A 25,576-nucleotide genomic window follows, 5' to 3' on the forward strand; every position below is an offset into this window, starting at 1 on the left:
CATGCCGGTCGAGGTCCGCTGACTTGTCGGTGCCCGGTCCTACACTCGCCATGCACCACGACGACGAGGGGAAAGGGACGGGGCCACATGCGATTTGTGCATACCGCCGACTGGCAGCTCGGGATGACCCGCCACTTCCTCAACGGTGAGGCGCAGCCCCGTTATTCGGCCGCGCGGCGCGAGGCCGTCGTCGCGGTCGGCGCGTTGGCGGCCGAGGTGGGCGCGGAGTTCGTGGTGGTCGCCGGTGACGTGTTCGAGCACAACCAACTCTCCCCGCGCGAGGTCGGCCAGTCGCTCGAAGCCATGCGGACCATCGGTGTCCCGGTGTATCTGCTGCCCGGCAACCACGACCCGTTGGACGCCTCCTCGGTGTACACCAGCGCCCTGTTCACCGCCGAATGCCCGGACCACGTCACGGTGCTCGACCGCGCCGGTGTCCACGCCGTGCGGCCGGGGCTCGAACTCGTCGCGGCGCCGTGGCGGTCGAAGGCGCCGACGAGCGATCTCGTCGGTGACGTGCTCGCGGACCTCCCCGCCGACGGCGTGACGCGCATCGTGGTGGGGCACGGTGCCGTGGACCTCATCGACCCGGGCAAGGACAAGGCGGCGCTGATCCGGCTGGCCGCCGTCGAGGCCGCGCTGGCGCGCGGCGCCGTGCACTATGTGGCGTTGGGCGACAAGCACTCTCGCACCGAGGTCGGCGCCACCGGCCGGGTCTGGTACTCGGGTTCCCCCGAGGTCACCAACTACGACGACATCGAATCCGGCTCGGGCCACGCCCTGGTGGTCGAGATCGACGAGGACGCTGATCGGCGGCCCGTGCGGGTGCGCCCCGAGCGGTTGGGCCGCTGGCGGTTCGTCACGCTGACCCGTTCGGTCGACAGCAGCCGCGACGTGGCCGATCTCGACCTCAACCTCGACCTCATGCCGGACAAGGAGCGCACCGTCGTCCGCCTCGGGCTGACGGGGTCGCTCACCGTCACCGACAAGGCCGCGCTGGATGAGTGCCTGCTCAAGTACTCCCGGTTGTTCGCGGCGCTCACGGAGTGGGAGCGCGGCACCGACATCGCGGTCCTGCCCGCCGACGGTGAATTCGACGATCTGGGCATCGGAGGGTTCGCGGCTGCGGCCGTCGACGAGTTGGTGGAGGCCGCCCGCGCCGACGGGGAGCGCGCCGAGGATGCCCGTGCCGCGCTGGCTCTGCTGCTGCGCCTGGTCGAACGGAGCGATGTCGCATGAAACTGCACCGCCTGGTGTTGACCAACTACCGCGGCGTCAGCCGCCGCGAGATTGAGTTCCCCGACCATGGTGTCGTGGTCATCAGCGGCGCCAACGAGATCGGCAAATCGTCGATGATCGAGGCGCTCGATCTGCTGTTCGCCGCCAAGGACCGCTCGACGAAGAAGGAAGTCAAGCTGGTCAAACCCACCCACGCCGACGTGGGGGCCGAGATCAGTGCCGAGATCAGCACCGGGCCTTATCGTTTCGTGTACCGCAAACGCTTCCACAAGCGCGCGGAGACCGAGCTGACCATCCTCGCCCCGCAGCGTGAGCAGCTCACCGGTGACGAGGCACACGAGCGGGCGCTGGCCCTGCTCGAACAGACCGTCGACATGGACCTGTGGCAGGCACAACGGGTCTGGCAGTCCGCCTCCACCGCCGCGGCGGACTTCTCCGGGTCCGATGCGCTCGCCCGCGCGCTCGACGGGGCCGCCGGCGAGGCGGCCACCACCTCGGGGGCCGAGCCGCTGCTCGTCGACCGCATCGACGAGGAGTACGCCCGCTACTTCACGGCCACCGGCCGGCCGACGGGGGAGTGGGCCGCCGCGATCAAACGGCTGCAGGCGGCCGAAGCCGAGGTGGCACGGTGCGCGGAAGCGGTCGGTGAGGTCGACGAGGCGGTGCGCCGGCACGCGGCGCTGACCGACCAACTCGCCGAATCGACCGGGCAGCGGGCGGCGCTCGCGCACGAACTGGTGGCCGCGCGCGACGCCGCGCAGGCGGTGGCGGCGCTGCGCAGGCAGGCCGACGAGGCCGACGTCGTCGCGAAGGCGGCCCAGGCCACCCGCGCCGCCTCGCTCGCCGCGGTCACCGAACGCCGCCGCGTGCGAGCCGACATCGACGAACGTCGCGCGGCGCTCACCGAACTCGACGCCGCGGTGGCCGCCGCCGTCGGCGAGGAGGCCACCGCCCGCGAGGTCGACGAGGCCGCGCAGCAGGCCGCCGAGCAGGCGCGGGCCGCGGTCGACGAACACCACGCCCTCGTCGATACGGCGCGCGTTGTGGCACAACGTCTTTCCGACCGGGACGAGGCCGACCGGTTGGCGGCCCGGCTGGCGAAGATCGACGCGGCAGTGCGCGAGTTGGCGGTCGTCGACGCCGAGCTGGCCGGGATCGCGGTCACCGACACTTCGATGCGACTCGTCGAGGCGGCCGCGGTGGCCGTGGAACGGGCCGCCGGGCAGGCCGAACTCGCCTCTGCGCGAATCGAACTCGATGCGATCGCCGACGTCGAGGTGCGGGTGGGTGACGAGGTGGTGCGGGTGTCCGCCGGCGACGGCTGGTCGGTCAACGCGACGTCGCCGACGGAGATCACCGTGCCCGGGCTGCTGACGGCGCGCGTGGTGTCCGGCGCCCCGGCCGTGCAGACCCAGGCGCGGCTCGAGACGGCCGAGGCGGAACTGGCGGCCGCGCTGCAGGCGGCCGGCGCCGCCGACATCGCGACCGCGCGGGGCCTGCACGACCGGCGCCGTGAGCTGACGCAGACGCGGGCGACGTTGCGCGCGACGCTCGATGCGCTCACCGGCGACGACACCGAAGCGGCACTGCGGGCCCGGCTGGCCGAACTGCGGGACGGGCAGTCGGAGCCCGAGGGGCTGTTCGATCTCGACGGGCCGGCCGACGCCGCCGCGGCGCGCTCGGCCCTCGCCGCCGCCGTCGCCGCGCACCAGCGGGCCATCGGCGACTGCGAGACGCACCGCAAGGTGGCGGTCGCGGCGTCGGCCAAGTTGGGGGAGAAGGTCACTCGGCTCGGTGTCGCGCGCGAGAAGCTCGCCGCCGCACAGGCGGAGCTCAACACCGCCACCGAGCGCCTGGCGGCGGCGCGCGCCACCGTGGCCGACGAGAGTCTGTCGGTGGCGGCTGAAGCCGACCGTGAGGCGGCCGAGCACGCCGTCGCCCGTGCCGCCCGGCTGCGTGACGAATTGGCGCAGAGCGCCCCGGCGGCGGTCGAGGCCACTCTCGACGAGGTGACCCGCCGCGACCGGGCGCTGCAGGCGCGCCACGAGGACACCACCGAGGCGTTGCGCGAAGTGACCGCCGCGCTGAAGGTGTACGGCACCGAGGGCAGACAAGGACAATTGGACAGCGCGAACGCCGAACGCGAACACGCCGAGTCCGACTATCTGCGGGTGCACCGCCGGGCGCGGGCGGTGGAACTGCTGCGCTCGGTGATGAGCAGGCACCGTGCGGCGACGCGGGAACGCTACGTCGAACCGTACCGCCGCGAGGTCGAACGGCTCGGGCGGCTGGTGTTCGGCGACAGCTTCGAAGTCGAGATCGACAGCGATCTGCGAATCCACAACCGCACGCTCGCCGGTCGCACCGTGCCCTACGAGTCACTGTCCGGCGGTGCGAAAGAACAGTTGGGCATCGTGGCCCGGCTCGCCGGCGCCGCCCTTGTGGCCAAGGAGGACTCGGTGCCCGTCGTCATCGACGATGCGCTGGGCTTCACCGACCCCGACCGGTTGACCAAGATGGGTACCGTTTTCGACGTCATCGGCGGTGACGGTCAGGTGATCGTGCTGACCTGCAGCCCGCAGCGGTACGCCTCAGTGCCCGATGCGCACCACATCGAGTTGACCGTCTGACCGCCGTTTTCGCATTACCGTGGCGTGTGGCACGTGAGGTATCCGCGAAAACGGGTATGGGGCCTACGAGCCATACGTGAAACGGGAGGCCATGGTGTCATCAGAAGACACGTCAGAAGACAAGGGCGCGCCGCTGCAACAGCGCGTCACCGATCTGCTCGCGACAGTAGGAGTGGCGCTGGGCGAGCTGGCGCAGCGGGCGCGTGACACCGTCCAGGGGGCGGCTGGGCGCGTCGGCATCGGATCGTCGTCCGACGACGACGGCCCCGCCGCGCTGCCGTCCGGGGAGAAGGCCACGACGAGTTCCGGGCCGGCGAGTTCCGGGCCTGCGACGAAGACTCCGGTGACGAAGGCCCCTGCCAAGAAGGCCCCCGCCAAGAAGGCGGCGGTGAAGGCCCCCCCGGCGAAGACCGAAGCGGCCAACATGGCGCCGTCCAAAGCGACGCCCGCCAAGGCGACGCCCGCCAAGGCGACGCCGGCCAAGGCGCCCGCCAAGAAGGCTGCGGTGAAGGCGACTCCGGCGAAGACCGAGGCGGCGAAGACGCCACCGGCCAAGGTGACTCCCGCCAAGACGCCGTCCGCCGGCGCCCCGGCGAAGAAGACGCCTGCCCAGAAGGCGCCTGGCCAGAAGGCCCCTGCCAAGAGTGCGCCGGCGAAGAAGACCACCGAACCGGCCAAGAAGGCAGTCGAACCGGCCAAGAAGGCAGTCGAACCGGCCAAGTCCGCCGTCGCGAAGAAGGCGCCCGCCAAGAAGGCCCCGGCCAAGAAGGCGCCCGCGAACAAGGCAACCAAGCGCCCCGGTAGCCCGGGCTGACCTCAGGCCCCGGAACCGCTCAGAAGTAGGCGTTCGCCGGAACCGGCGTGCCGTGCAACAGGTTCTCGCCGATCACCCGCGCCTTGTAGGCCACCGGGTTGTGCAGCGTGATCGTGCGGATGTTGCGCCAGTGCCGGTCGAGGTTGCGCTGACGGCTCGCTGCGCTGGCCCCGCCGAGCTCCAGCAGGCGGGTGGCCGCGTCCGGCGCCACGCGGTCCAGATGCACCTTCACCTTCGCGACCGCCAGCTGCGCCTCCTGCGCCAGCGTCGCGTCCGGCACTCCGTCGACCGCCGAATCGGTGGCCGCACCGATGATCGCGGCGGCGTCCAACACGGCCGCCCGGGCGACGTAGGCGGTGCTGGCCAGTTCGCCGAGCTGACGTTGCAGCAACGGATCGTCGGTCGGTCGCTCGGCCACCGCATGGCTGAAGTTGCGCTCACGCGACTCCAGCAGCGCGACACCGTCCTCCACCACGTTCGCCAGGATCCCGGCCACCACCGCATGGATGAACAGCTGCAGCGAGGCGTACTGCACAGTCGGCTCGGCCTGGGCGTCGTACGGCGAATCGGTGAGCACCTCGTCGGCCGCCACCGCGACGTCGGTGAACGTGGTGGTGCCGGTACCCGTCCGTCGCTGGCCGAAACCGTCCCAGTCATCGACGATTCCGACCCCTTCGCGATCAGTGGGTACCACCACCGTCGCCACGGAATCGTGGTCGGTGGTCGCGGTCACCGTCAGATAGTCGGAGAACAACGTGCCGGTGCTGTAGTACTTCTCGCCGGTGAGCCGGTAGCCGCCCTGCCCGTCGGGCAGCAGGCGGGTGTTGAACACCAGGCTGCCGACGGCCAGCCCGCCCTTCTCGCTGAACGCATTGCCGAAGATCTTGCCGTCGAGCACTTTGTCCAGCCAGCGCCGCGACGCCGGGTCGCCGACGGTGCGCAGCCGCTCCTCGACGAACCAGAAGTGGGTGCGGAAGATGTGCGCGACGATCGGATCGGCGGCGGCGACATCGATGATCGTCGAGAACAGTTGCGGCACAGTCAGTCCCGCACCGCCCAGATGTTCGGGCAGTCGCAGCGTGCCGAACCCGGCCCGCTTGAGCGCGCCCACCTGGTCGAACGGGTTCTCGTCGGCCCGGTCGCGGTCGCGTGCGCCCGCCGCGATCTGGGCCAGCAGGACGGCGAATTCCGGTGACCCGGGCAGGGCTCGGGTGTTCTCCACAGTCGTCATGTCCACGGTTCTACCGAGGACCCCTCGCGGGGAGCACCGTTTGGATCAGCCGGACCCGAAGTCCGGTGTCAGTGCGAAGAGTCCGTTTGCGTGACGTCACGGCGGAGATCAGCGGCTGGAATCGCCACCGCGTTACGCAAGTCGCCCGCGAAGTGGGCCCCGCACACCGGCTACTTCACGAAGCCGATCTTCGTGTAGTCGGCGTCCGCGAGGCCGAACGCGCCGAAGTTGGCGAGGTTGGCCCGCACCGCCACGTTGCCCGGCGACTGCGTCAACGGCAGGCTGAAAACCTCGTCCCACAGCAGTTTGTCGACCTCGTTGGCTTTCTGCTGAGCCTTCGCCGGGTCCAGTTCCTCCAGCGCCTCCTCGATCTTCGCGTCGATCTCGGGGCTGCCGATCTTGCCGAAGTTGCTCTCCCCGTTGGACGCGTAGATCTGCGTCAGCCCCGAGAGCGGGAATGCGTCGCCCACCCACGAGAACTGCGCCATGTCGAAGTCACCGGTGTTGATGTAGTCGGTGAAGAAGCCGGCCGCGCCCTTCGCGTCGAGGTCGAGTTTGACCCCGATCTGAGCGAGGTTGTTCTGCGCGATCTGGCCGAACTGGCGCGTGCTCAACGCGTCGAACAGCACGTCGCGGATCACCAACTGGCGGCCGTCCTTCTCCCGGAACTGCCCGTTGAGCCGCCACCCGAGCGCGTCGAGCTCCTGTTTGGCCTTCTCGGGGTCGAAGGCCACCACCGCGCTGTTGTCCTGGTAGCCCTGCTGGCCTGCGACGAAGATGTGGTTGTTGAGGGGAACCGGGTCGTCCGCGAGGCCGCGCTGGGTGACCGCCGCAATGGTCTGGCGGTCAATGCCTTTCGCGATCGCCCGGCGCAGCGCCTTGTCGGCCAGGATCGAGCCCGGCGCGCCGTTGAACGTGAAGTGGTACCAGCTGTTGCCCGGCGCCCGCCGGATCGCCACGCCGTTGGTGCGCCGCGCGATCGTCAGCTCGTCGAGGGTGGCCAGTCCCGTCGCGTCCAGCGCGTTGTTCTGCAGCGCCGGGATCCGGGCGGCGTCGTCGAGCACCGAGTAGGTGATGCTGTCGAGCACCGGCGGCGTACCCCACCATTTCGGGTTGCGGGTCAGCGTGATCCGCTGGGCCGTGCGGTCGAGGTTCGACACGATGAACGGCCCCGCCGACGGGCCCGGCGCGTTGAGCTGGCCGCGGTTGAAGGCCTCGGGCGTCGCGGTCATGCTCCTGGGCAGCAGCATGGTGTTGCCCGAGAGCATGCCGCGCCATTCCGCGTAGGGCTTGGCGAAGGTCATCACGGCCTGCCGGTCGTCGGCCCCGCGGGTCACCGAGGCGACGCGGTCGGAGCCGTTGGGGCTGGCGAAGGCGAACCCTTCCTGCTTACCGCTGGTGGCGTTCACCTGCGCGGCGATGTCCTCCCAGGTGATGGGCGTGCCGTCGCTCCACACCGCCTTCGGGTTGATCGTCCACGTGACGACCTGGGGGTCGGTGCCGGTGATCTCGGCGCCGGTGAAGTAGTCGGTGTACAGCGTCGCCGAACCGTCCGCGGCGATCCGGAACGCGCGCGGCATGGTGGCCTTGAGCATCCCTGCCGCGTCGGCGACGTTGCCGTCGATGTGCAGGCTGTTGAAGTTCGCCGGGAACGCGGTCAGCGCCAGCCGCAGGTTGCCGCCCTGCCGCAGGGTGCCCACGTCCTGCGGGTTGACGTCGTTGGTGGCGCCCACCTCCGCGCTACCGCCGGCCGGCGGCGTGTCCTCGTTGCCGCTCGAACACGCGGCCAGGGTGAGGGTGGCAACGAGGGCGGCTGAGATCAGGCGTCGCAACGTCATGCACACGGACTCTAACGTTGCGGGACCGTCGGCTGGGGGACCGCCGCCAACAGACGCCGCGTGTACTCGTGCGCAGGGGCGGTGAAGACCTGCTCCCCGTCGCCCTGTTCCACGATGGCGCCCTTGTGCATGACGGCCACCCGGTGGGCGAGGTGCCGCACCACCGACAGGTCGTGCGAGACGAACAGATACGACAGCCCGAACCGCTCCTGCAGATCCAGCAGCAGGTTGATGATTCCGGCCTGGATCGACACGTCCAGCGCCGAGACGGGTTCGTCGAGGGCGAGGATCTTCGGCTGGGTGGCCAGCGCCCGCGCGATGCCGATGCGCTGCTTCTGCCCGCCCGAGAACTCGGCGGGGTAGCGGCTGGCGTCCTCACGCCGCAACCCGACGATCCCGAGCAGCTCCGCCACCCGCTCGTCGATGCGGCTCTTGTCGAACTTGTTGGCCTGCAACGGTTCCGCGAGCACGTCGAATACCGGTAGGCGCGGGTCGAGCGAGGCCACCGGATCCTGGAAGACCACCTGCAGGTCACCGCGCAACGCCCGTCGCCGCCGGGTGTCGAGCGCGGCGACGTCCTCGCCGAGCACCTCGATCGAACCGCTCTGCGGCGGGGCCAGTTCGAGGATCTGGTGCAGCGTCGTCGACTTGCCCGATCCGGATTCGCCGACGATCGCCAGCGTGCGTCCCTGCTGCAGGTCGAAGGTGATGCCGTCGACGGCGCGCACCTCGCCGATCCGGCGCCGGAAGACGGTGCCCTTGGTCAGCGCGTAGGTCTTCACCAGATCGTTCACGCGCAGCACCACCGGATCGTCGGACGACGGCGGCGACGCGGGAGGCGCGGTGGACACGCCGTACACCTCGGCGGCGCTGCGGCCCGCGACGTGTTCGGTGCGGATGCACGCCGCCCGGTGCCCCGGCGCCACCTCGATCAGCTCGGGTTCGGCGGCCCGGCAGTCGTCGATCGCCAGTGGGCAGCGGGGTGCGAACGGGCAGCCCGGCGGCAACGCCGCCAGCGCCGCCGGCGCACCGGGGATGGGCACCAGCCGGGCGCCCTGCCGCGCGTCGAGCCGGGGCACCGACCCGAGCAGTCCGACGGTGTAAGGCATCCGCCGCGCGCTGTACAGCTCCGACACCGTGGCGATCTCGACGGCCCGGCCGGCGTACATGACCAGCGCGCGGTCGGCGAACTCGGCGACGACGCCGAGGTCGTGGGTGATGATCAGCACGCCGGCCCCGGTGACGTCGCGGGCGGTCCGCAGCACCTCGAGGATCTGCGCCTGCACGGTCACGTCCAGCGCGGTGGTCGGCTCGTCGCAGATGAGCAGGTCGGGGTCGTTGGCGATCGCGATCGCGATGACCACCCGCTGGCGTTCGCCGCCGGACAGTTCGTGCGGGAAGGCCCGGGCGCGCCGTTCGGGCTGGGCGATGCCCACCAGTTCGAGCAGTTCGACGGCGCGGGTGCGGGCCGCGCGCCGGTCGAGGTCGCGGTTGTGCACGCGCAGCGCCTCGGCGATCTGGTCGCCGACGGTGTACACCGGCGTCAGCGCCGACATCGGGTCCTGGAACACGGTGCCGATGCGGCGGCCGCGGATCCGCGACATCTCGGCGTCGGAGAGGCCGAGCAGTTCGGTGCCGTCCAACCGCACCGAACCGGCCACCTCCGCGTGTTCGGGCAGCAGCCCGGCGACGGCCATCGCCCCGGCCGACTTGCCCGCCCCGGACTCGCCGACCAGCGCCACCACCTCACCGGCGTCGACGTGGTAGTCCAGGCCGCGCACCGCGGCCACCCGTTCGGTGTCGGTCGCGAACGTCACCGTCAGTCCGGAGACCTCGAGCAGGCTCATCTCTTGCCGCCCTTCCGGGCCGGACGGGCAGCCGGATCGAGCGCGTCGCGCAGCCCGTCGCCGACGAGGTTGGCGCACAACACGATCAGCACCAGCACGCCGGCCGGGAACAGGAACACCCACGGGAAGGTGGTGACCGAACCGGTGCCGTCGGCGATCAGCGTGCCGAGCGAGACGTCGGGCCGCTGCACCCCGAACCCCAGGAAGCTGAGCCCGGTTTCGGCGAGTACCGCCAGCCCGACGTTGAGCGCGGTGTCGATGATGAGGATCGACGCGACATTGGGCACGATGTGGCGCACGATGATCCGCCAGTGCGGCACCCCCATGTAGCGCGCCGCGACGACGAACTCGCGGTCGCGCAGGCTCATCGTCAGGCCCCGCACGATGCGGGAACTGATCATCCAGCTGAACGCCGCCAGCAGCAGGATCAGCCACAGGATGGTGCCGGACTCCTTGGTCCGCGGTGTCACGATCGCGATCAGGATGAAGCTGGGCACCACCAGCAGCAGGTCGACCAGCCACATCAGCGTGCGGTCGCGCCACCCGCCGAAGTAACCCGCGATGGAGCCGACGGTGGCCGCGATGATCGTCGAGATGAACGCCACCGCGACGCCGATGAGCATCGACTTCTGCATGCCGCGCAGCGTCTGGGCGAGCAGATCCTGGCCGAGTGCGTTGGTGCCGAACCAGTGTTCGGTGGTGGGCGGTTGCTGCAGTGCGTAGTAGTCCAGGTCGGTGTAGCTGTAGGGCAGCAGCGGGGGAACCAGGTAGCAGCCGGCGAACATCAACACCAGCAACGCCAGCGCGCCGACGGCCGCCTTGTTGCGCAGGAACCGCCGCAGCACGAGGGTGCGGCGCGAGGCGAACCGCGAGGTGTCCAGCCCCGAGCGGGCGGTGGTGCTCGTCGAATCCGTCATCGCACCCTCACCCTCGGGTCCAGCGCCGCGTAGATGACATCGGACAGCAACCCGGCCAACAGGATCATGGCCCCGGAGAACACCGTGATCGCGGCGATGATGTTGGTGTCCTGGGTCGCGATGCCCTGCACCACCCATTCACCCATCCCGTGCCAGCCGAAGATCTTCTCGACGAACACCGCACCGGTCACCAGCCCGCTCACCCCGTAGGCGAACAGCGTCGCCATCGGGATCAGCGCGGTCCGCAGACCGTGTTTGAACAGCGCCTGACGCCGGGTCAGGCCCTTGGCGCGCGCGGTCCGGATGAAGTCCTGGCCGAGCACGTCGAGCATCGCGTTGCGCTGGTAGCGGCTGAACCCGGCGATCGCGGCCAACGCGAGCGTGACCGTCGGCAGGATCAGGTGCTGCAACCGGTCGACGAACTGGTCGACCGGTCCGCCGACGGCATCGGGCGACGTCTCGCCGGTGTACTCGAACACCTGCACGTCGAGCCAGGAGTTGGCGTTGAGCGCCCCGAGGATCAGCAGGTTCGCGATGACGAACGTCGGGGCGGACAGCACCAGCAGCGACAGCACCGTGATCACCCGGTCGGAGAGCCGGTACTGCCGGATGGCGCCCCACGCACCGACCACGACGCCGATGACGGTGCCCAGCACCGATCCGATGACCAGCAACCGAAGGCTCACCCCGATCCGGCGGCCCAGTTCGTCGGAGACCGGCTGGCCGGCGACCGTCGTGCCGAAGTCGCCGCGCACCGCGTCGCCCAGCCACTGGGCGTACCGCACCGGGATGGGCTTGTCGAGGTTGAGTTCGGCGGCCTTCGCGTCGATCGTCGACTGCGGGGGCCGCGGATTGCGCTGCAGCAGACTGTCGAGCGGTTCGAAGGTCAGCGACGTCAGCGTGAACGTCAGGAACGACGCGAGCGCCAGCAGCACGACGTAGTTGAGCAGCCGGCGGGCCAGGAACCGCGTCATCGGCGACTGCCGGTGCAGGGCTGCATGGGCTAGAGGGTAGAAGAAAACCCGCCGCCCGCAGGTTCAGGGCTGCGGCGGTGGCGGCGCGCCCGGTCCGCCGAACCCGCCCGGCGGCGGACCGAACGGCTGGTGGGAGGGGGGTCCGGGGCCGCCGGCGCCGTGATCGGTGGCCGCGTAGACGGCGCCGCCGCCCAGCGCGGCGATGACGGCGGCCGCGGCGATGGCCGCCGCTGTCTCGCGCAGACTCCAGCGCCCGTCGCCGGGCGAACCCCACACTTCACTCATGGGACCACTGTGCGGGGCCGGTGTGGGTGGCGGCTGTGCGCCGAATGTGAAACCACGGCGCCGACTGTGTGGCCATGGCGAGATCTCGCCCCGGATCCCGCCGCTGATACACATTCGACGCCCGGGCTTCACAGCAGGCGCATAGACAACGCACAGGACCGGCCCATCGCGGTGCGAATAATGGGGGAATGAGCCCGAACCAGACCGACACCGAGCGGTCGGTCATGCGCCGCGCCGACGGCAACCCGGTGCGGGTGCTCGTGGTCGACGACGAACCGGTGCTCGCCGAACTCGTCTCCATGGCGCTGCGCTACGAGGGGTGGGACATCGCGACTGCGGGCGACGGCGCGACGGCGATCGCGCTGGCCCGCGAGAACGCGCCCGACGTGGTGGTACTCGACGTCATGCTCCCCGACATGAGCGGGCTCGACGTGCTGGCCAGGCTGCGCGAGCAGATCCCCGGGTTGCCGCTGCTGCTGCTGACCGCCAAGGACTCCGTCGAGGACCGCATCGCCGGGCTGACCGCCGGCGGCGACGACTACGTCACCAAACCGTTCTCACTCGAAGAGGTGGTGCTGCGGCTGCGGGCCCTGCTGCGCCGCACCGGGGTGAGCGAGACCGGCGGCGCGAAGATCGTCGTCGGCGACCTGGTACTCGACGAGGACAGCCACGACGTGACCCGCGCGGGCGACCCGATCACGCTCACCGCGACGGAGTTCGAACTGCTGCGGTTCATGATGCGCAACTCCAAGCGGGTGCTCTCCAAGGCGCAGATCCTCGACCGCGTGTGGAGCTACGACTTCGGCGGCCGCTCCAACATCGTCGAGCTGTACGTGTCGTATCTGCGCAAGAAGATCGACAGCGGCCGCGAGCCGATGATCCACACGCTGCGCGGCGCGGGCTATGTCCTCAAACCCGCCGGCCGCTGAGCCGGTCGGCCGCACACGGCTGCGTTCGCTGCGCACCTGGTCCCTGCGGGGCCGACTGCTGGCCACACAGATCGCGCTGCTTGCGCTGGTGTGCGCCGCGGTCGGGCTCGGCACCGAACTCGCGCTGCAGCGGTTCCTGGTCAACCAGCTCGACACCCAGCTCGCCGAGACCGCCCGCCGCTCGGCCGGCCTGTTCGCCTTCGGCCCCCCACCGCCCGGCCCGCCGATGATGATGCCGGTGCCGCGGTTTCCGCCGCCGCCGGGATTCCCGCACCGGCGGATCATCCGCGACGACACCGGACCGGGCCCTGCGTTCCTCAACGCGCCGGGCCAGGCCGCCCGCACGGTCGGCGCCGTCGTCGACCACGGCGCACCGGTCGACGCCGGCGTCATCACCGCCGACGGTGACCGCGTCGAGATCAGCGACGCCGCCGCCACCCAGCTCGCCGGGGTGCCCGCCGACGAGACCCCGCGCAGCGTCACGCTCGACGGCCTCGGCCGGTACCGGGTGATCGCCCTGCCCGCCCGGGGACCCGCCGAGGTGATCGTCACCGGACTGCCGACCTCCGACGTCGACGACACCCTGCTCACCGTGTTGGTCATCTTCTGCGTGGTGGCGGCGATCGCGCTGATCGGCGCCACCGCGGCCGGGGTCTGGATCATCCGCAGGCAGTTGGCGCCGTTGTCACGGGTGTCGGCGGCCGCGCGTGAGGTCGCCGATCTGGAACTCGACCGCGGCGAGGTGCGGCTGCCCACCCCGATCGTCGACGTCGACCCGGCGAGTGCGCACACCGAGGTCGGCCAGCTCGGGACGTCGCTGAACCGGATGCTCGACCGGATCGCCGGGGCACTGTCGGCGCGGCACGCCAGCGAGACGCGGGTGCGTCAGTTCGTCGCCGACGCCAGCCACGAGCTGCGCACCCCGCTGGCCGCCATCCGCGGTTACACCGAACTGGCGCAACGACATTCCAGCACGTTGCCCGGCGACGTCGCGCACGCGATGAACCGCGTGGATTCCGAGACGGCACGGATGACGCGACTGGTCGAGGACATGCTGCTGCTGGCACGGCTCGATGACGGCCGGCCCCTCGAGCGCGAGCCGGTCGACCTGTCCCGGTTGGTCGTCGACGCGGTCAGCGATGCGCACGCCGCCGGACCCGACCACATGTGGTCGCTGGACCTGCCGCCCGAACCGGTGGTCGTCGACGGCGACGAGGCCCGGTTGCACCAGGTGCTGGCCAACCTCCTGGCCAACGCCGGCGCCCACACACCGCCCGGCACCACGGTCGTCACGTCGCTGGCCGAGGGTCCCGACGGCGGCGCCGTGCTGAGGGTGACCGACGACGGCCCCGGGATCCCGCCCGCACTGCAGCCCGAGGTCTTCGAGCGCTTCGCCCGCGGCGACTCGTCGCGGTCACGCCGCGACGGGGGCACCGGGTTGGGGCTGGCCATCGTCGCCGCGGTGGTCAAGGCCCACGGCGGGTCCATCGGCGTGGACAGCGGGCCCGGCCGCACCGCGTTCGTCGTGGCGCTGCCGGGCGCGGGCCCTCACCGGCCTGACCCTCACCCCGACCGCCGAGCAGACACAGAATCGCACGAATGACCTTGGCAGAGCGCGATTTCGCGTCTGCTCGCCGAGGCGCCCGCATGACTCATAGCCGGCACACAGTTTCATCCCATCACGGGCACACGCAGCGCTACGACCATGGTTCCCATGACAGGAACTGCCGTGGACATCGACGCTGACCGCCGCCCCGACGTCGTGGAGACGGCCCGCGCCTCGGGGGCACCGGTGCTCGACGTCGTCGTACCGGTCTACAACGAACAGGCCGCGCTGGCGGAGTCGGTGCGCCGCCTGCACCGGTACCTTCGCGACCACTTCCCGTTCTCTGCGCGGATCACGATCGCAGACAACGCCAGCGTCGACGCCACACCGCAGATCGCCGCGCAACTCGCGGTCGAACTGCCCGACGTGCGGTTCGTGCGGCTGGAGGAGCAGGGCCGCGGCCGCGCCCTGCACGCGGTCTGGTCTGAGTCCGACGCGCCGGTGCTGGCCTACATGGACGTCGACCTGTCCACCGATCTGGCCGCCCTCGCACCGCTGGTCGCCTCGCTGATCTCCGGGCACTCCGACCTCGCCATCGGCACCCGGCTCAGCCGCGGCGCCCGCGTGGTGCGCGGCGCCAAGCGGGAGTTCATCTCGCGGTGCTACAACCTCATCCTGAAATCGACACTGTCAGCGCGGTTCTCCGACGCCCAGTGCGGGTTCAAGGCGATCCGCGCCGACGTCGCCCGCCGGCTCCTGCCGTACGTGTCCGACACCGGCTGGTTCTTCGACACCGAACTGCTGGTGCTCGCCGAGCGCAGTGGTCTGCGCATCCACGAGGTACCGGTCGACTGGGTGGACGACCCCGACAGCCGGGTCGACATCGTGTCCACCGCAACCGCGGACCTCAAGGGCATCGGCCGGCTGCTGCGCGGTTTCGCCGACGGATCGATCCCGGTGCAGTTGCTCGCTGCGCAGTTGGCGCCGTCGCGGCTGGCGGCCGCCCCCGGATCGCTGCTGCGCCAGGGCGTCCGGTTCGCGGCGGTGGGCGTGGTCTCCACACTGGCCTATCTCCTGCTGTACGTGCTCACCCGCGGGTGGCTGGGCGCCCAGGCCGCCAACCTGATCGCGCTGGCGGTGACCGCGGTCGGCAACACGGCGGCCAACCGGCGCTTCACCTTCGGCGTCGCGGGACGCCGCCGGGTTGCCCGCCACCACCTCGAAGGCCTCATCGTCTTCGCGATCGCGCTGGGCATCACCAGCGGGTCGCTGGCCGTGCTGCACTCCGTCACCTCAGAACCGCACCGGTTCGTCGAACTCGGCGTCCTGGTGGCCGCCAACCTCGCCGCGACCGTCATGCGTTTCGTTTTGTTGCGGGGCTGGGTGTTCCACCCCCGCCGGACCCGCTGAACTCACCCCTTCTACACCGAGGATCTTCGATGACCGTGACCGCCGACGCACCACCCCTGACGGCGCCTGACACGTCCGACCGCTCCCCGCGCTGGGTGCGCCCCGCACTGCTGGGCCTGCTCGCCGCCACCGCGCTGCTCTACCTGTGGGGCCTCGGCGCAGCCGGGTGGGCCAACGAGTACTACGCCGCCGCGGTGCAGGCCGGAAGCCAGAACTGGACGGCCTGGCTGTTCGGGTCGCTGGATCCCGGCAACTCCATCACCGTCGACAAACCGCCCGCGTCGCTCTGGCTGATGGTGCTGTCCGCCAGGCTGTTCGGCTTCAGCGCGTTCGCGATGCTGTTGCCGCAGACCTTGATGGGGGTGGCGACGGTGGCCGTCCTGTTCGCCGCGGTGCGACGGGTCAGCGGCCCGGCGGCCGGCCTGATCGCCGGTGCGGTGCTGGCGGCGATGCCGGTGGCGGCGTTGATGTTCCGCTTCAACAACCCCGACGCGCTGCTGGTCCTGCTGCTGGTCGTCGCCGCCTACGCCATGGTGCGGGCGATCGAGACCGGAGGCACCCGGTGGATGGTCGTCGTCGGCTGCGCACTCGGTTTCGCCTTCCTGGCCAAGATGCTGCAGGCGTTCCTCGTGATGCCGGGTCTGGCGCTGGCCTTCCTGGTGGCCGCGCCGGTGGGACTGTGGCGGCGCATCGGCACGCTCGCCGTCGGCGCAGTGGCGATGGTGGTGTCCGCGGGATGGTTCATCGCGCTGGTCGAGGTGTGGCCCACCTCGTCGCGTCCCTACATCGGCGGTTCGACCGACAACAGCCTGCTGCAGTTGGCCCTGGGCTACAACGGCATCGAGCGCATCGCCGGAGGCGGGGGACCGGGCGGCGGCCCCGGTGGCGGTGCGGGACGCGGGGCGAACCTGTTCTTCGGCGGCGAGCCGGGACTCGGGCGGCTGTTCGGGCATTCGATGGGTGTCGAGGCATCCTGGCTGCTGCCCGCGGCGCTGCTCGGCCTGGCGGCCGGACTCTGGTTCACCCGGCGCGCCGCGCGCACCGACGCCGTGCGCGCGAGCCTGCTGCTGTGGGGCGGCTGGCTACTGGTCACCGGTGCCGTGTTCAGCTTCATGGACGGCACCATCCACCCGTACTACACGGTGGCCCTGGCCCCCGCGGTGGCGGCACTCGTCGGGATCACGGCCGCGGAATGCTGGCGCGGCAGACGCTACGTGCTGCCCCGGATCGTCCTGGCGGCGATGACGGCGGCGACGGGCATCTGGGCGTTCGTGCTGCTCGACCGGACCCCGGACTGGCAGCCGTGGCTGCGGTGGGCGGTGTTGGTGGGGGCTGTCGGGGCCGCGGCCGTGCTGGCCGTCGGGGCGCACCGGCTGGGCCGGGCGACGGCGGGTGTGGTCATCGCCGCGGTGCTGGCCGGCCTCGCCGCGCCCACGGCGTTCGCGATCTACAACGTGGCGCACCCCGCCGGTGGCCCCGGCACCATGTCCGGTCCGGCGCGGGCGGACGGATTCGGCGGTATGCCGCCCGGCGGGCATGGTGCGACCGACGACACCGCGCTGCAGGATCTGGTCCGCGGGACCGACAACCGCTGGGCCGCCGCCAGTGTCGGCTCGATGGGTGCTGCGGGCCTGCAGCTGGAGACCGGGGCGTCGATCATGGCGATCGGTGGGTTCACCGGTTCGGACGACTCACCGACGCTCGAGCAGTTCCAGCAGTACGTCGCCGACCACGAGGTGCGGTACTTCATCGAGGACGGGCGGGGCGGGCCGGGCGGTCCGCCCGGATTCGGCGGCGACGGCACTGCCGCCGAGATCACCGCGTGGGTGCAGCAGAACTTCAGCCCGATGCGGGTGGGCGCAAGCACCGTCTACGACCTGCAATCCGGCTGATTCTCACCGGTGCTCGAGCGCGTCCGGGTTGCTATCGTCGCGCCATGTCGGTCACCGATGAGTACCTGAAGAACAACGAGGAATACGCGAAGACGTTCAGCGGTCCACTCCCGCTGCCGCCGAGCAGACACGTGGCGGTGGTGGCGTGCATGGACGCCAGGCTCGACGTCTACCGGATCCTGGGTCTCGCCGACGGGGAGGCGCACGTGATCCGCAACGCGGGCGGTGTGGTCACCGACGACGAGATCCGCTCGCTGGCGATCAGCCAACGGCTGCTGGGCACGAAGGAGATCATCCTCATCCACCACACGGACTGCGGAATGCTCACCTTCACCGACGACGAGTTCAAGAAGGCGATCCAGGACGAGACCGGTATCAAACCCGAGTGGGCGGCCGAGGCGTTCGCCGATCTGGAAGATGATGTGCGGCAGTCCATCCGGCGTATCGAGGCCAGCCCGTTCGTCACCAAGCACGAATCGCTGCGCGGTTTCGTGTTCGACGTGGCCACCGGCCGGCTGACCGAGGTGACCGTCTGACGACGCCGGCGTCCACTGTGTCGTGACGGCGTCCACTGTGTAGCCGGGGCGGGGATCCGGCCGGATTCTCGCCCTGTGGACACACTCGACGCCCTGACGGCACACTCGACGATCTTTGACACCGCCACCCTTGCGCGCTAGATTCCTCGTAAATCTGGCAAGTTCAACCAACTTAACGAGGAATGCGATGACAGCCGCTCAGGTGGCCGCCCCGGAACCGGGCCAGTACGAGCTGAGCCATCTGCGCTCGCTGGAGGCCGAGGCAATCCACATCATCCGCGAGGTCGCCGCCGAGTTCGAGCGGCCCGTGCTGCTGTTCTCCGGCGGCAAGGATTCGATCGTCATGCTGCATCTGGCGATCAAGGCGTTCGCCCCGGCACGGCTGCCGTTCCCGGTGATGCACGTCGACACCGGCCACAACTTCGACGAGGTGATCGAGACCCGCGACCGCCTGGTCGCCGAGAACGGCGTGCGCCTCGTCGTCGCCTCGGTTCAGGAGGACATCGACGCCGGCCGGGTCGTCGACAACGGGCCGTCCCGCAACCCCCTGCAGACCGTCACACTGCTGCGGGCGATCCGCGAGAACAAGTTCGACGCGGCCTTCGGCGGCGCGCGCCGCGACGAGGAGAAGGCCCGCGCCAAGGAGCGGGTGTTCAGCTTCCGCGACGAATTCGGCCAGTGGGATCCCAAGGCGCAGCGGCCGGAGCTGTGGAACCTCTACAACGGCCGCCACCGCAAGGGCGAGCACATCCGCGTCTTCCCGCTGTCGAACTGGACCGAGTACGACATCTGGGCCTACATCGGCGCCGAGGGCATCACGCTGCCGGGGATCTACTACGCGCACACCCGTCCGGTGTTCCAGCGCGACGGCATGCTGTTGGCCGTCCACCCGTTCATGCAGCCCCGCGACGGTGAAGAGGTGTTCGAGACCAGCGTGCGCTTCCGCACCGTCGGTGACGTCACCTGCACCGGTTGTGTGGAGTCGACCGCGTCCTCGGTCGAGGACATCATCGCCGAGACCGCGGTGTCCCGGCTGACCGAGCGCGGTGCGACGCGCGCCGACGACCGGATCTCCGAGGCCGGGATGGAAGACCGCAAGCGAGAGGGCTACTTCTGATGATGGAGCGAGCGAAGCGACGGGGGATTGAACAGTGACCACGCTTCTCAGAATCGCCACCGCGGGCTCCGTCGACGACGGCAAGTCGACGCTGATCGGCCGGCTGCTCTACGACTCCAAGGCCGTCATGGAGGACCAGCTCGCCGCCGTCGAGCGCACCTCCAAGGAACGCGGTAACGACTACACCGACCTCGCCCTGGTCACCGACGGGCTGCGTTCCGAGCGGGAACAGGGCATCACGATCGACGTCGCGTATCGCTACTTCGCCACGGCCAAGCGGAAATTCATCATCGCCGACACGCCCGGCCACCTCCAGTACACCCGCAACATGGTCACCGGCACCTCGACCGCCCAGTTGGCGATCGTGCTCGTCGACGCGCGCCACGGCCTGCTCGAGCAGTCGCGCAGGCACGCGTTCCTGGCGTCGCTGCTCGGCGTGCAGCACATCGTGCTCGCGGTCAACAAGATGGACCTGATCGACTGGAATCAGGAGAAGTTCAACGACATTCGCGACGAGTTCCACGCGTTCGCCGCACGCCTCGACATCCACGACGTCACCACCATCCCGATGTCGGCGCTGCTCGGCGACAACGTCGTCACCAAATCCGACAAGGCCCCGTGGTACGACGGACCGGCGCTGCTGAGCCACCTCGAAGAGGTCTACATCGCCGGTGACCGCAACCTGACCGACGTCCGCTTCCCGGTGCAGTACGTGATCCGCCCGCAGACCCGCGACCACGCCGACCACCGCAGCTACGCCGGCACCGTCGCCAGCGGCGTGATGCGCGTCGGCGACGAGATCGTCGTGCTGCCCAGCGGTAAGAGCAGCAGCATCACCGCGATCGACTCACCGACCGGCCCTGTCGCCGAGGCGTTCCCGCCGATGGCGGTGTCGGTCAGCCTGGCCGACGACATCGACATCTCGCGCGGCGACGTGATCGCCCGGGTCAACAACCAGCCGCACGTGTCGAACGAATTCGACGCCACGGTCTGCTGGATGGCCGACACCTCGGCACTCGAACCCGGCCGCGAGTACCTGATCAAGCACACCACCCGGGTCACCCGCGCCCGTGTCGCGGCGCTCGACTACCGCCTCGACGTCAACACGCTGCACCGCGACAAGTCGGCCACCGCGCTCAAGCTCAACGAACTCGGCCGGGTCACGCTGCGCACCCAGCAGCCGCTGCTGCTCGACGAGTACTCCCGCAACGCCGCGACCGGGTCGTTCATCCTGATCGACCCCGACACCAACGGCACCGTGGCGGCGGGCATGGTCCGCGACACCACCCCCGTCGCGAACCGGACCGCCACCCCGAACACCGTCCGGCACCAGTCGCTGGTCAGCGCCAAGGACCGGCTGTCGAAGGGCCGCACCGTGTGGTTCACCGGCCTGTCCGGCTCGGGGAAGTCATCGGTGGCGATGCGGGTGGAGCAGAAGCTCCTCGAACGGGGTTGTCCCGCATACGTTCTGGACGGTGACAACCTGCGGCACGGGCTGAACGCCGACCTCGGGTTCTCGATGGCCGACCGGGCGGAAAACCTGCGGCGCCTGGCCCACATCGCGACCCTGATGGCCGACTCCGGCCTGACGGTCCTGGTGCCGGCGATCAGCCCGCTCGTCGAGCACCGCGAACTGGCCCGCGCCGTCCACGTCGACCAGGGCTACGACTTCTTCGAGGTGTTCTGCGACACCCCGCTGGAGGACTGTGAACGGCGTGACCCCAAGGGCCTCTACGCCAAGGCGCGCGCCGGGGAGATCACCCACTTCACCGGGATCGACAGCCCGTATCAGCGGCCCAAGACGCCGGATCTGCGGTTGACCCCCGACCGTGACGTCGACGATCTGGCCCAGCAGGTCATCGACATGCTGGACGGCGCCCGGTGAACGATCACGAACTCGCCGCACGGCTGGCGACCCGGGCCGGTGACCTGCTGCTCGACGTGCGCGCGGAGTTCGCCGACGCCACCGCCGAGGAACGGAAAGCCGCCGGCGACAAGCGCTCTCACGACTTCCTGATGGCCGAGCTCGGTGAGCAGCGCCCCGGTGACGCGGTTCTGTCCGAGGAAGGCGCCGACGATCCGGTGCGGCTGCGGTCACAGCGGGTGTGGATCGTCGACCCGCTCGACGGCACCAGGGAGTTCTCCGAACTCGACCGCGACGACTGGGCGGTACACGTGGCGCTGTGGCAGTCCGGCGAGTTGGTGGCCGGGGCCGTCGCGCTGCCCGCGCAGAACACCACGCTGGCCACGCCGGACGTCGCGGCCCCCAGGCCGCTCGACGGCCCGCCGCGGATCGTGGTCTCGCGCACCCGCCCACCGGCCCTGGCGCTCACGGTCCGTGACGCGCTCGGCGGCACACTGGTCGAGATGGGTTCGGCGGGAGCGAAAGTCGCCTCGATCATGCAGGGGCGCTCGGACGTCTACGTACACGCGGGCGGGCAGTACGAGTGGGATTCGGCCGCGCCGGTCGCGGTGGCCCGCGCCGCCGGGTTGCACACGTCCCGTATCGACGGCTCACCGCTGGTCTACAACCGCGAGGACCCCACGTTGCCCGATCTGGTGGTGTGCCGGCCGGAGCTGGCCGAGGCGGTGCTGGCCGTCACCCGCTGAGTAGGCTCGACGCCGTGGCGAATCCAACCCTGCGCGTGCTGGCCGACCTGCCCCAGCAGCCCGTCAACCTCTCCGAGTCCGCCCTGGTCCTCATCGACTGCCAGAACACCTACACCCGCGGTGTGATGGAACTCGAGGGTGTGCAGGCCGCGCTGGAGGAGGCGGCGTCCCTGCTCGACCGGGCGCGCTCCGCCGGCATCCCGGTCATCCACATCCAGCACTCGGACGGCCCCGACGGGCTCTACGACATCGAGGGGGAGAGCGGGGCGATCGTGCCGATCGTCGCGCCACGCGAGGGCGAGCCCGTCGTGGTCAAGAACTACCCGAACTCGTTCGTGCAGACCGACCTCGACGACCGGCTCAAGGCCGTCGGCGCGTCGAACCTGGTCCTGGCGGGGTTCATGACGCACATGTGCGTGAATTCGACCGCGCGCGGCGCGTTCAACCTGGGCTACGCGCCGACGGTGGTGGCGTCGGCGACCGCGACGCGTGCGCTTCCGGGTCTCGGCAGCGATGACACCGTGCCCGCCGCCGCCATGCAGACCGCCAGCCTCGCGGCGATCGCGGACCTGTTCGCGGTGGTGGTGCCCAGTTCGCAGGACATCCCCGACTAGCCTGGGGTCATGCGGATGTCGGCCAAGGCGGAGTACGCCGTCCGGGCCATGGTGCAACTGGCCACGGTCGACGACGGTGTGCTGGTCAAGACCGACGACCTGGCGAAAGCGCAGGGGATCCCGGCGCAGTTCCTCGTCGACATCCTCTCCGATCTGCGCACCGACCGGCTGGTGCGCAGCCAGCGCGGCCGCGACGGCGGGTACGAACTGGCGCGGCCGGCCGCCGACATCAGCATCGCCGACGTGCTGCGCTGCATCGACGGCCCGCTGGCCAGCGTGCGTGACATCGGGCTCGGCGACCTGCCGTACTCCGGGCCGACCGCCGCGCTGACCGACGTGTGGCGCGCGCTGCGGGCCAGCATGCGTTCGGTGCTCGAGCAGACCAGCCTCGCCGACGTGGCCACCGGCGCGCTGCCCGAGCACGTGGCGTCGATGGCCGGTGACTACCTCGACCAGGAGCACAAGCGCGGCCACCACGACCGCGTCAGCACCAAATAGCCTGCACCTGGGCTGATTTGGTGCCGTCAGTATCGTCGTCGTGGTGGAGCCCGATCGATCTGAGCGGCCGGCCCGGCGTCGGCGCGCACTGCACCTCGCCCTGCGTGGCCGACGCGAACCCGCGTCCGGCGCCGGCCAGCGCAGGCAGGTGTCCGCTGGGCTGAGCGAGCGGCACACCCGCAAGGTCCTCGACCTGACCGTCCGCCTGGCGGAGGTGATGCTGTCCTCCGGATCGGGCACCGCCGACGTCGTCGCCACCGCTCAGGACGTGGCGCAGGCGTATCAGCTCACCGACTGCGTCGTGGACGTCTTCGTCACCACCATCTTCGTCTCGGCGCTGCCCACGGCCGACAGCCCGCCGGTGACGATCGTGCGGTCGGTGCACGCGCGCTCGACCGACTACTCGCGGCTGGCCGAACTCGACCTGCTGGTGCGGCGGATCACCTCGGGCGGTGTGTCGGTCGACGACGCCCACGAGGCGATGGACGTGTTGACCGAGCGGCCCCATCCGTACCCTCGCTGGGTCGCCACCGCGGGGTGGGCCGGGTTCGCGCTGGGCATCGCGATGCTGCTCGGCGGCAGCTGGTTGACGTGGATCCTGGCCGCTGTCTCGTCGGCTTTGATCGATCGCGTCGGCCGGGTGCTCAACCGGTGGGGCACACCGTTCTTCTTCCAGCAGGCCGCGGGCGCGTTCATCGCGACGATGATCGCCGTCGCGGCCTATCTGTACGCCGGGGTGGGGCCGACCGCACTGGTCGCGACCGGGATCGTGATGCTGCTGGCGGGTCTGACGCTGGTGGGTTCGGTGCAGGACGCGCTGACCGGATACATGGTCACCGCGGTGGCGCGGCTCGGCGACGTCCTGTTCCTCACCGCGGGCATCGTCGTCGGCATCCTGGCCGGGCTGCAGGTCGCGGCACTCGCCGGTATCCAGATCGAGCTCCATGTCGACGCCACGGAATCGTTCGTGATGCCGACTCGGGCGGTGCCGATCCTGCTCGCGGTGGTGGGCGCCGCGATCGCCGGGGCATGCCTGACGATCGCCAGTTACGCGCGGTTGCGGTCGGTGGTCACCGCGGGCATCGCGGCGGCGCTGGCCGAGCTGGTGCTGATCGGCCTGAGCGCGGCCGGGGTCGGTGGCGTGGTCGCCACCGGTACGGCGGCGGTCGGCGTCGGTCTGCTCGCCACCCTGATCTCGATTCGCCGGCAGGCTCCGGCGCTGGTCACCGCGACCGCGGGCATCACCCCGATGCTGCCGGGCCTCGCGGTGTTCCGTGCGGTGTTCTTCTTCGCCGTCGACCGCAACGTCCCGGGTGGGATCGCGCAGGCACTGGGCGCCGCGGCCATCGCGCTGGCGATCGGAGCCGGCGTGGTGATGGGTGAGTTGCTCGGCTCCCCACTGCGTTACCGCGCCGGCCGCATCGGCGAGATCCTGCGCGTGGAAGGTCCACCCGGACTTCGCCGGGCGATCGGCAACGTGGTGGCGTTGCGGCCGTCCGGCAAGCAACAACCGACACACACCCCGCACCGACGGTCGTGGAGTGTCGCGCTCGAACCGGAGTCACGGGATGCGGCCGACGGAGATAGCCGCGAACCCTCGAATCGCGAGAGCGGCTGATTCCCGAACCCGACCGCGCAGCGGTGCGCCGGTGCCGCTACGGGCGGGTCCCCCCTTGGGGAGGACCGGGCACCCAGGCCAGAAGGTCCCGCACGCCGTCGTTGTAGACGACGCTGTTGGGTACATCGCCCACGACGTCGAAATAGAGCTTGCCGGTCCTGCTGCCGCCCGGCGGCACCACGCCTCCGACACCTGCGTCAGCGACGACACGGTACATCGCCGAGCTTTCAGCGCGGGCGTTGAACATCGGAACCATCGGAGTGGCCGGACTGCCGAACGCGTCGACGGTCACCGTGGCTGCATACAACTGACCGCTGTGCGGCACGGGGTCGGAGCTCGGGGAAAGGTCTCTGACCGTGTAACCGATCATCGGAGCGCCGGCCCAGTCGTTCAGTCGCTCCTGGCTACCGAAAGGCTTGATGTTGTCGGTTGCCGAAGCCGGCGCGACGGTCGCGGCACCACCGCCCAACGCGATCACGGTGACGGCGACGGCTCCGGCCAGTTTCTTGAAATTCACCTTGACTCCCCTCCTCTGCCTGCAGTGATACAGCAACGCGTACCCGCGCAGGCGCCGTCGAAATCACAGAACGGCGGCCATCGTGACGAGGGTGGCGTGAGAACTCGGTGAGCCGAAAAGGGGCCACCCCGGATCAGGGTGGCCCCAGGTGGGTCGGGTGTCAGCGGACGGTGACGTAGACGACGCGGTCGTCGTTGTCGTAGCGGACCGAGACGATGCTGGACTGATCGAGCGGCTTGACCATGCCCTGGTGGTTGACCCGCACCGCGTAGCCGCGGTCGTCGAGCTGCTCGATGGTGTTCTGGGCGTTGCCCGGTCCGGCCGGGGCGGCCTGGGCGGGGGCGGCCAGACCGAGGATGGCGGTGGCGGCGGCGCCGGCGAACAGTGTGGTGGCTGCGAACTTCGTCATTTCTCTCACTTCTCTCTTGTGATGTTCGAGCCGTGGCGGTCGTCGCGGTTCGGACGCTTTCGTTGTTCTCTGACTGCTCAAACCAGCAGGTGAGGCAGATGATTT

General features: G+C 70.3%; 21 protein-coding genes and 1 pseudogene. 14 read left to right on the top strand and 8 right to left on the bottom strand.

The window, feature by feature from the left end; translation table 11 throughout:
* The first annotated feature begins 87 nt into the window (after nucleotides 1-87).
* From AU195_RS07175 to AU195_RS26445, 3 genes and pseudogenes are all read left to right on the top strand, one after another.
* Entirely contained in the window at nucleotides 88-1,239 is a 1,152-nt protein-coding gene (locus AU195_RS07175; protein WP_059158378.1) for a metallophosphoesterase family protein, read from the top strand.
* Nucleotides 1,236-3,869 (top strand): AAA family ATPase, encoded by a 2,634-nt coding sequence (locus AU195_RS07180; RefSeq protein ID WP_059158379.1) that lies wholly within the window; start codon nucleotides 1,236-1,238, stop codon nucleotides 3,867-3,869. The genes AU195_RS07175 and AU195_RS07180 overlap by 4 nt, the downstream gene beginning before the upstream one ends.
* 688 nt (nucleotides 3,870-4,557) lie before the next feature.
* A pseudogene (locus tag AU195_RS26445) lies at nucleotides 4,558-4,653 on the top strand (hypothetical protein); the annotation flags it as partial.
* 49 nt (nucleotides 4,654-4,702) lie between these two features.
* Here AU195_RS26445 and AU195_RS07190 read toward each other — a convergent pair.
* The 6 genes from AU195_RS07190 to AU195_RS07215 form a co-directional block, all read right to left on the bottom strand.
* A complete protein-coding gene (locus AU195_RS07190; RefSeq protein ID WP_059158436.1) occupies nucleotides 4,703-5,914 on the bottom strand; it encodes an acyl-CoA dehydrogenase family protein in 1,212 nt (403 codons plus the stop codon).
* 170 nt (nucleotides 5,915-6,084) lie between these two features.
* On the bottom strand, nucleotides 6,085-7,752 hold the full coding sequence (locus AU195_RS07195) for an ABC transporter family substrate-binding protein (RefSeq protein ID WP_059158381.1): 1,668 nt from the start codon (nucleotides 7,750-7,752) through the stop codon (nucleotides 6,085-6,087).
* 11 nt (nucleotides 7,753-7,763) lie between these two features.
* Nucleotides 7,764-9,599 carry a dipeptide ABC transporter ATP-binding protein gene (locus AU195_RS07200; protein ID WP_059158382.1) on the bottom strand — a complete coding sequence of 612 codons (1,836 nt, stop codon included), beginning with the start codon at nucleotides 9,597-9,599 and terminating at the stop codon, nucleotides 7,764-7,766.
* Nucleotides 9,596-10,516 (bottom strand): ABC transporter permease, encoded by a 921-nt coding sequence (locus AU195_RS07205; protein WP_059158383.1) that lies wholly within the window; start codon nucleotides 10,514-10,516, stop codon nucleotides 9,596-9,598. The genes AU195_RS07200 and AU195_RS07205 overlap by 4 nt, the downstream gene beginning before the upstream one ends.
* Nucleotides 10,513-11,490: an ABC transporter permease gene (locus AU195_RS07210; protein ID WP_059158384.1), complete on the bottom strand. Its 978-nt coding sequence runs from the start codon at nucleotides 11,488-11,490 to the stop codon at nucleotides 10,513-10,515. Before AU195_RS07210 ends, AU195_RS07205 begins: the two co-directional genes overlap by 4 nt.
* A 63-nt stretch (nucleotides 11,491-11,553) precedes the next feature.
* Complete coding sequence (locus AU195_RS07215) at nucleotides 11,554-11,775, bottom strand: hypothetical protein (RefSeq protein WP_059158385.1); 222 nt, start codon at nucleotides 11,773-11,775, stop codon at nucleotides 11,554-11,556.
* Nucleotides 11,776-11,999: 224 nt separating this feature from the next.
* Between AU195_RS07215 and AU195_RS07220 the strand changes: the two genes are divergently transcribed.
* The 11 genes from AU195_RS07220 (at nucleotide 12,000) to AU195_RS07270 (ending at nucleotide 24,545) form a co-directional block, all read left to right on the top strand.
* Nucleotides 12,000-12,704 (top strand): response regulator transcription factor, encoded by a 705-nt coding sequence (locus AU195_RS07220; protein ID WP_059158437.1) that lies wholly within the window; start codon nucleotides 12,000-12,002, stop codon nucleotides 12,702-12,704.
* Nucleotides 12,679-14,307 carry a sensor histidine kinase gene (locus AU195_RS07225; protein ID WP_059158386.1) on the top strand — a complete coding sequence of 543 codons (1,629 nt, stop codon included), beginning with the start codon at nucleotides 12,679-12,681 and terminating at the stop codon, nucleotides 14,305-14,307. Before AU195_RS07220 ends, AU195_RS07225 begins: the two co-directional genes overlap by 26 nt.
* Nucleotides 14,308-14,418: 111 nt before the next feature.
* Nucleotides 14,419-15,660 (top strand): bifunctional glycosyltransferase family 2/GtrA family protein, encoded by a 1,242-nt coding sequence (locus AU195_RS07230; protein WP_286149153.1) that lies wholly within the window; start codon nucleotides 14,419-14,421, stop codon nucleotides 15,658-15,660.
* Between the two features lie 29 nt (nucleotides 15,661-15,689).
* Entirely contained in the window at nucleotides 15,690-17,552 is a 1,863-nt protein-coding gene (locus AU195_RS07235; protein WP_059158388.1) for an ArnT family glycosyltransferase, read from the top strand.
* A gap of 44 nt (nucleotides 17,553-17,596) precedes the next feature.
* Nucleotides 17,597-18,088, top strand: a complete 492-nt coding sequence (locus AU195_RS07240) for a beta-class carbonic anhydrase (RefSeq protein WP_059158389.1) — start codon at nucleotides 17,597-17,599, stop codon at nucleotides 18,086-18,088.
* Between the two features lie 187 nt (nucleotides 18,089-18,275).
* Entirely contained in the window at nucleotides 18,276-19,205 is a 930-nt protein-coding gene (gene cysD / locus AU195_RS07245) for a sulfate adenylyltransferase subunit CysD (protein WP_059158390.1), read from the top strand.
* A 34-nt stretch (nucleotides 19,206-19,239) separates the two neighbouring features.
* The gene (gene cysN, locus AU195_RS07250) at nucleotides 19,240-21,090 is read left to right on the top strand and encodes a sulfate adenylyltransferase subunit CysN (protein ID WP_059158391.1); all 1,851 of its coding nucleotides are present in this window, start codon (nucleotides 19,240-19,242) and stop codon (nucleotides 21,088-21,090) included.
* Complete coding sequence (locus AU195_RS07255; protein WP_059158392.1) at nucleotides 21,087-21,815, top strand: 3'(2'),5'-bisphosphate nucleotidase CysQ; 729 nt, start codon at nucleotides 21,087-21,089, stop codon at nucleotides 21,813-21,815. The genes cysN and AU195_RS07255 overlap by 4 nt, the downstream gene beginning before the upstream one ends.
* A 14-nt stretch (nucleotides 21,816-21,829) precedes the next feature.
* Nucleotides 21,830-22,429, top strand: coding sequence for a cysteine hydrolase family protein (locus tag AU195_RS07260; protein ID WP_059158393.1), 600 nt, complete (start codon nucleotides 21,830-21,832; stop codon nucleotides 22,427-22,429).
* A gap of 9 nt (nucleotides 22,430-22,438) precedes the next feature.
* On the top strand, nucleotides 22,439-22,927 hold the full coding sequence (locus AU195_RS07265) for an Rrf2 family transcriptional regulator (RefSeq protein WP_059158394.1): 489 nt from the start codon (nucleotides 22,439-22,441) through the stop codon (nucleotides 22,925-22,927).
* A 43-nt stretch (nucleotides 22,928-22,970) separates the two neighbouring features.
* Nucleotides 22,971-24,545, top strand: coding sequence for a threonine/serine exporter family protein (locus AU195_RS07270; protein ID WP_059158438.1), 1,575 nt, complete (start codon nucleotides 22,971-22,973; stop codon nucleotides 24,543-24,545).
* A 37-nt stretch (nucleotides 24,546-24,582) separates the two neighbouring features.
* On the opposite strand, the gene AU195_RS07275 is transcribed toward AU195_RS07270, so the two are convergent.
* Entirely contained in the window at nucleotides 24,583-25,062 is a 480-nt protein-coding gene (locus AU195_RS07275; protein WP_059158395.1) for a DUF1942 domain-containing protein, read from the bottom strand.
* A 160-nt stretch (nucleotides 25,063-25,222) separates the two neighbouring features.
* On the bottom strand, nucleotides 25,223-25,471 hold the full coding sequence (locus tag AU195_RS07280; RefSeq protein WP_059158396.1) for a hypothetical protein: 249 nt from the start codon (nucleotides 25,469-25,471) through the stop codon (nucleotides 25,223-25,225).
* Nucleotides 25,472-25,576 lie beyond the last annotated feature (105 nt).

The sequence above is a fragment of the Mycobacterium sp. IS-1496 genome, from assembly GCF_001499995.1.
Lineage (GTDB): Bacteria > Actinomycetota > Actinomycetes > Mycobacteriales > Mycobacteriaceae > Mycobacterium.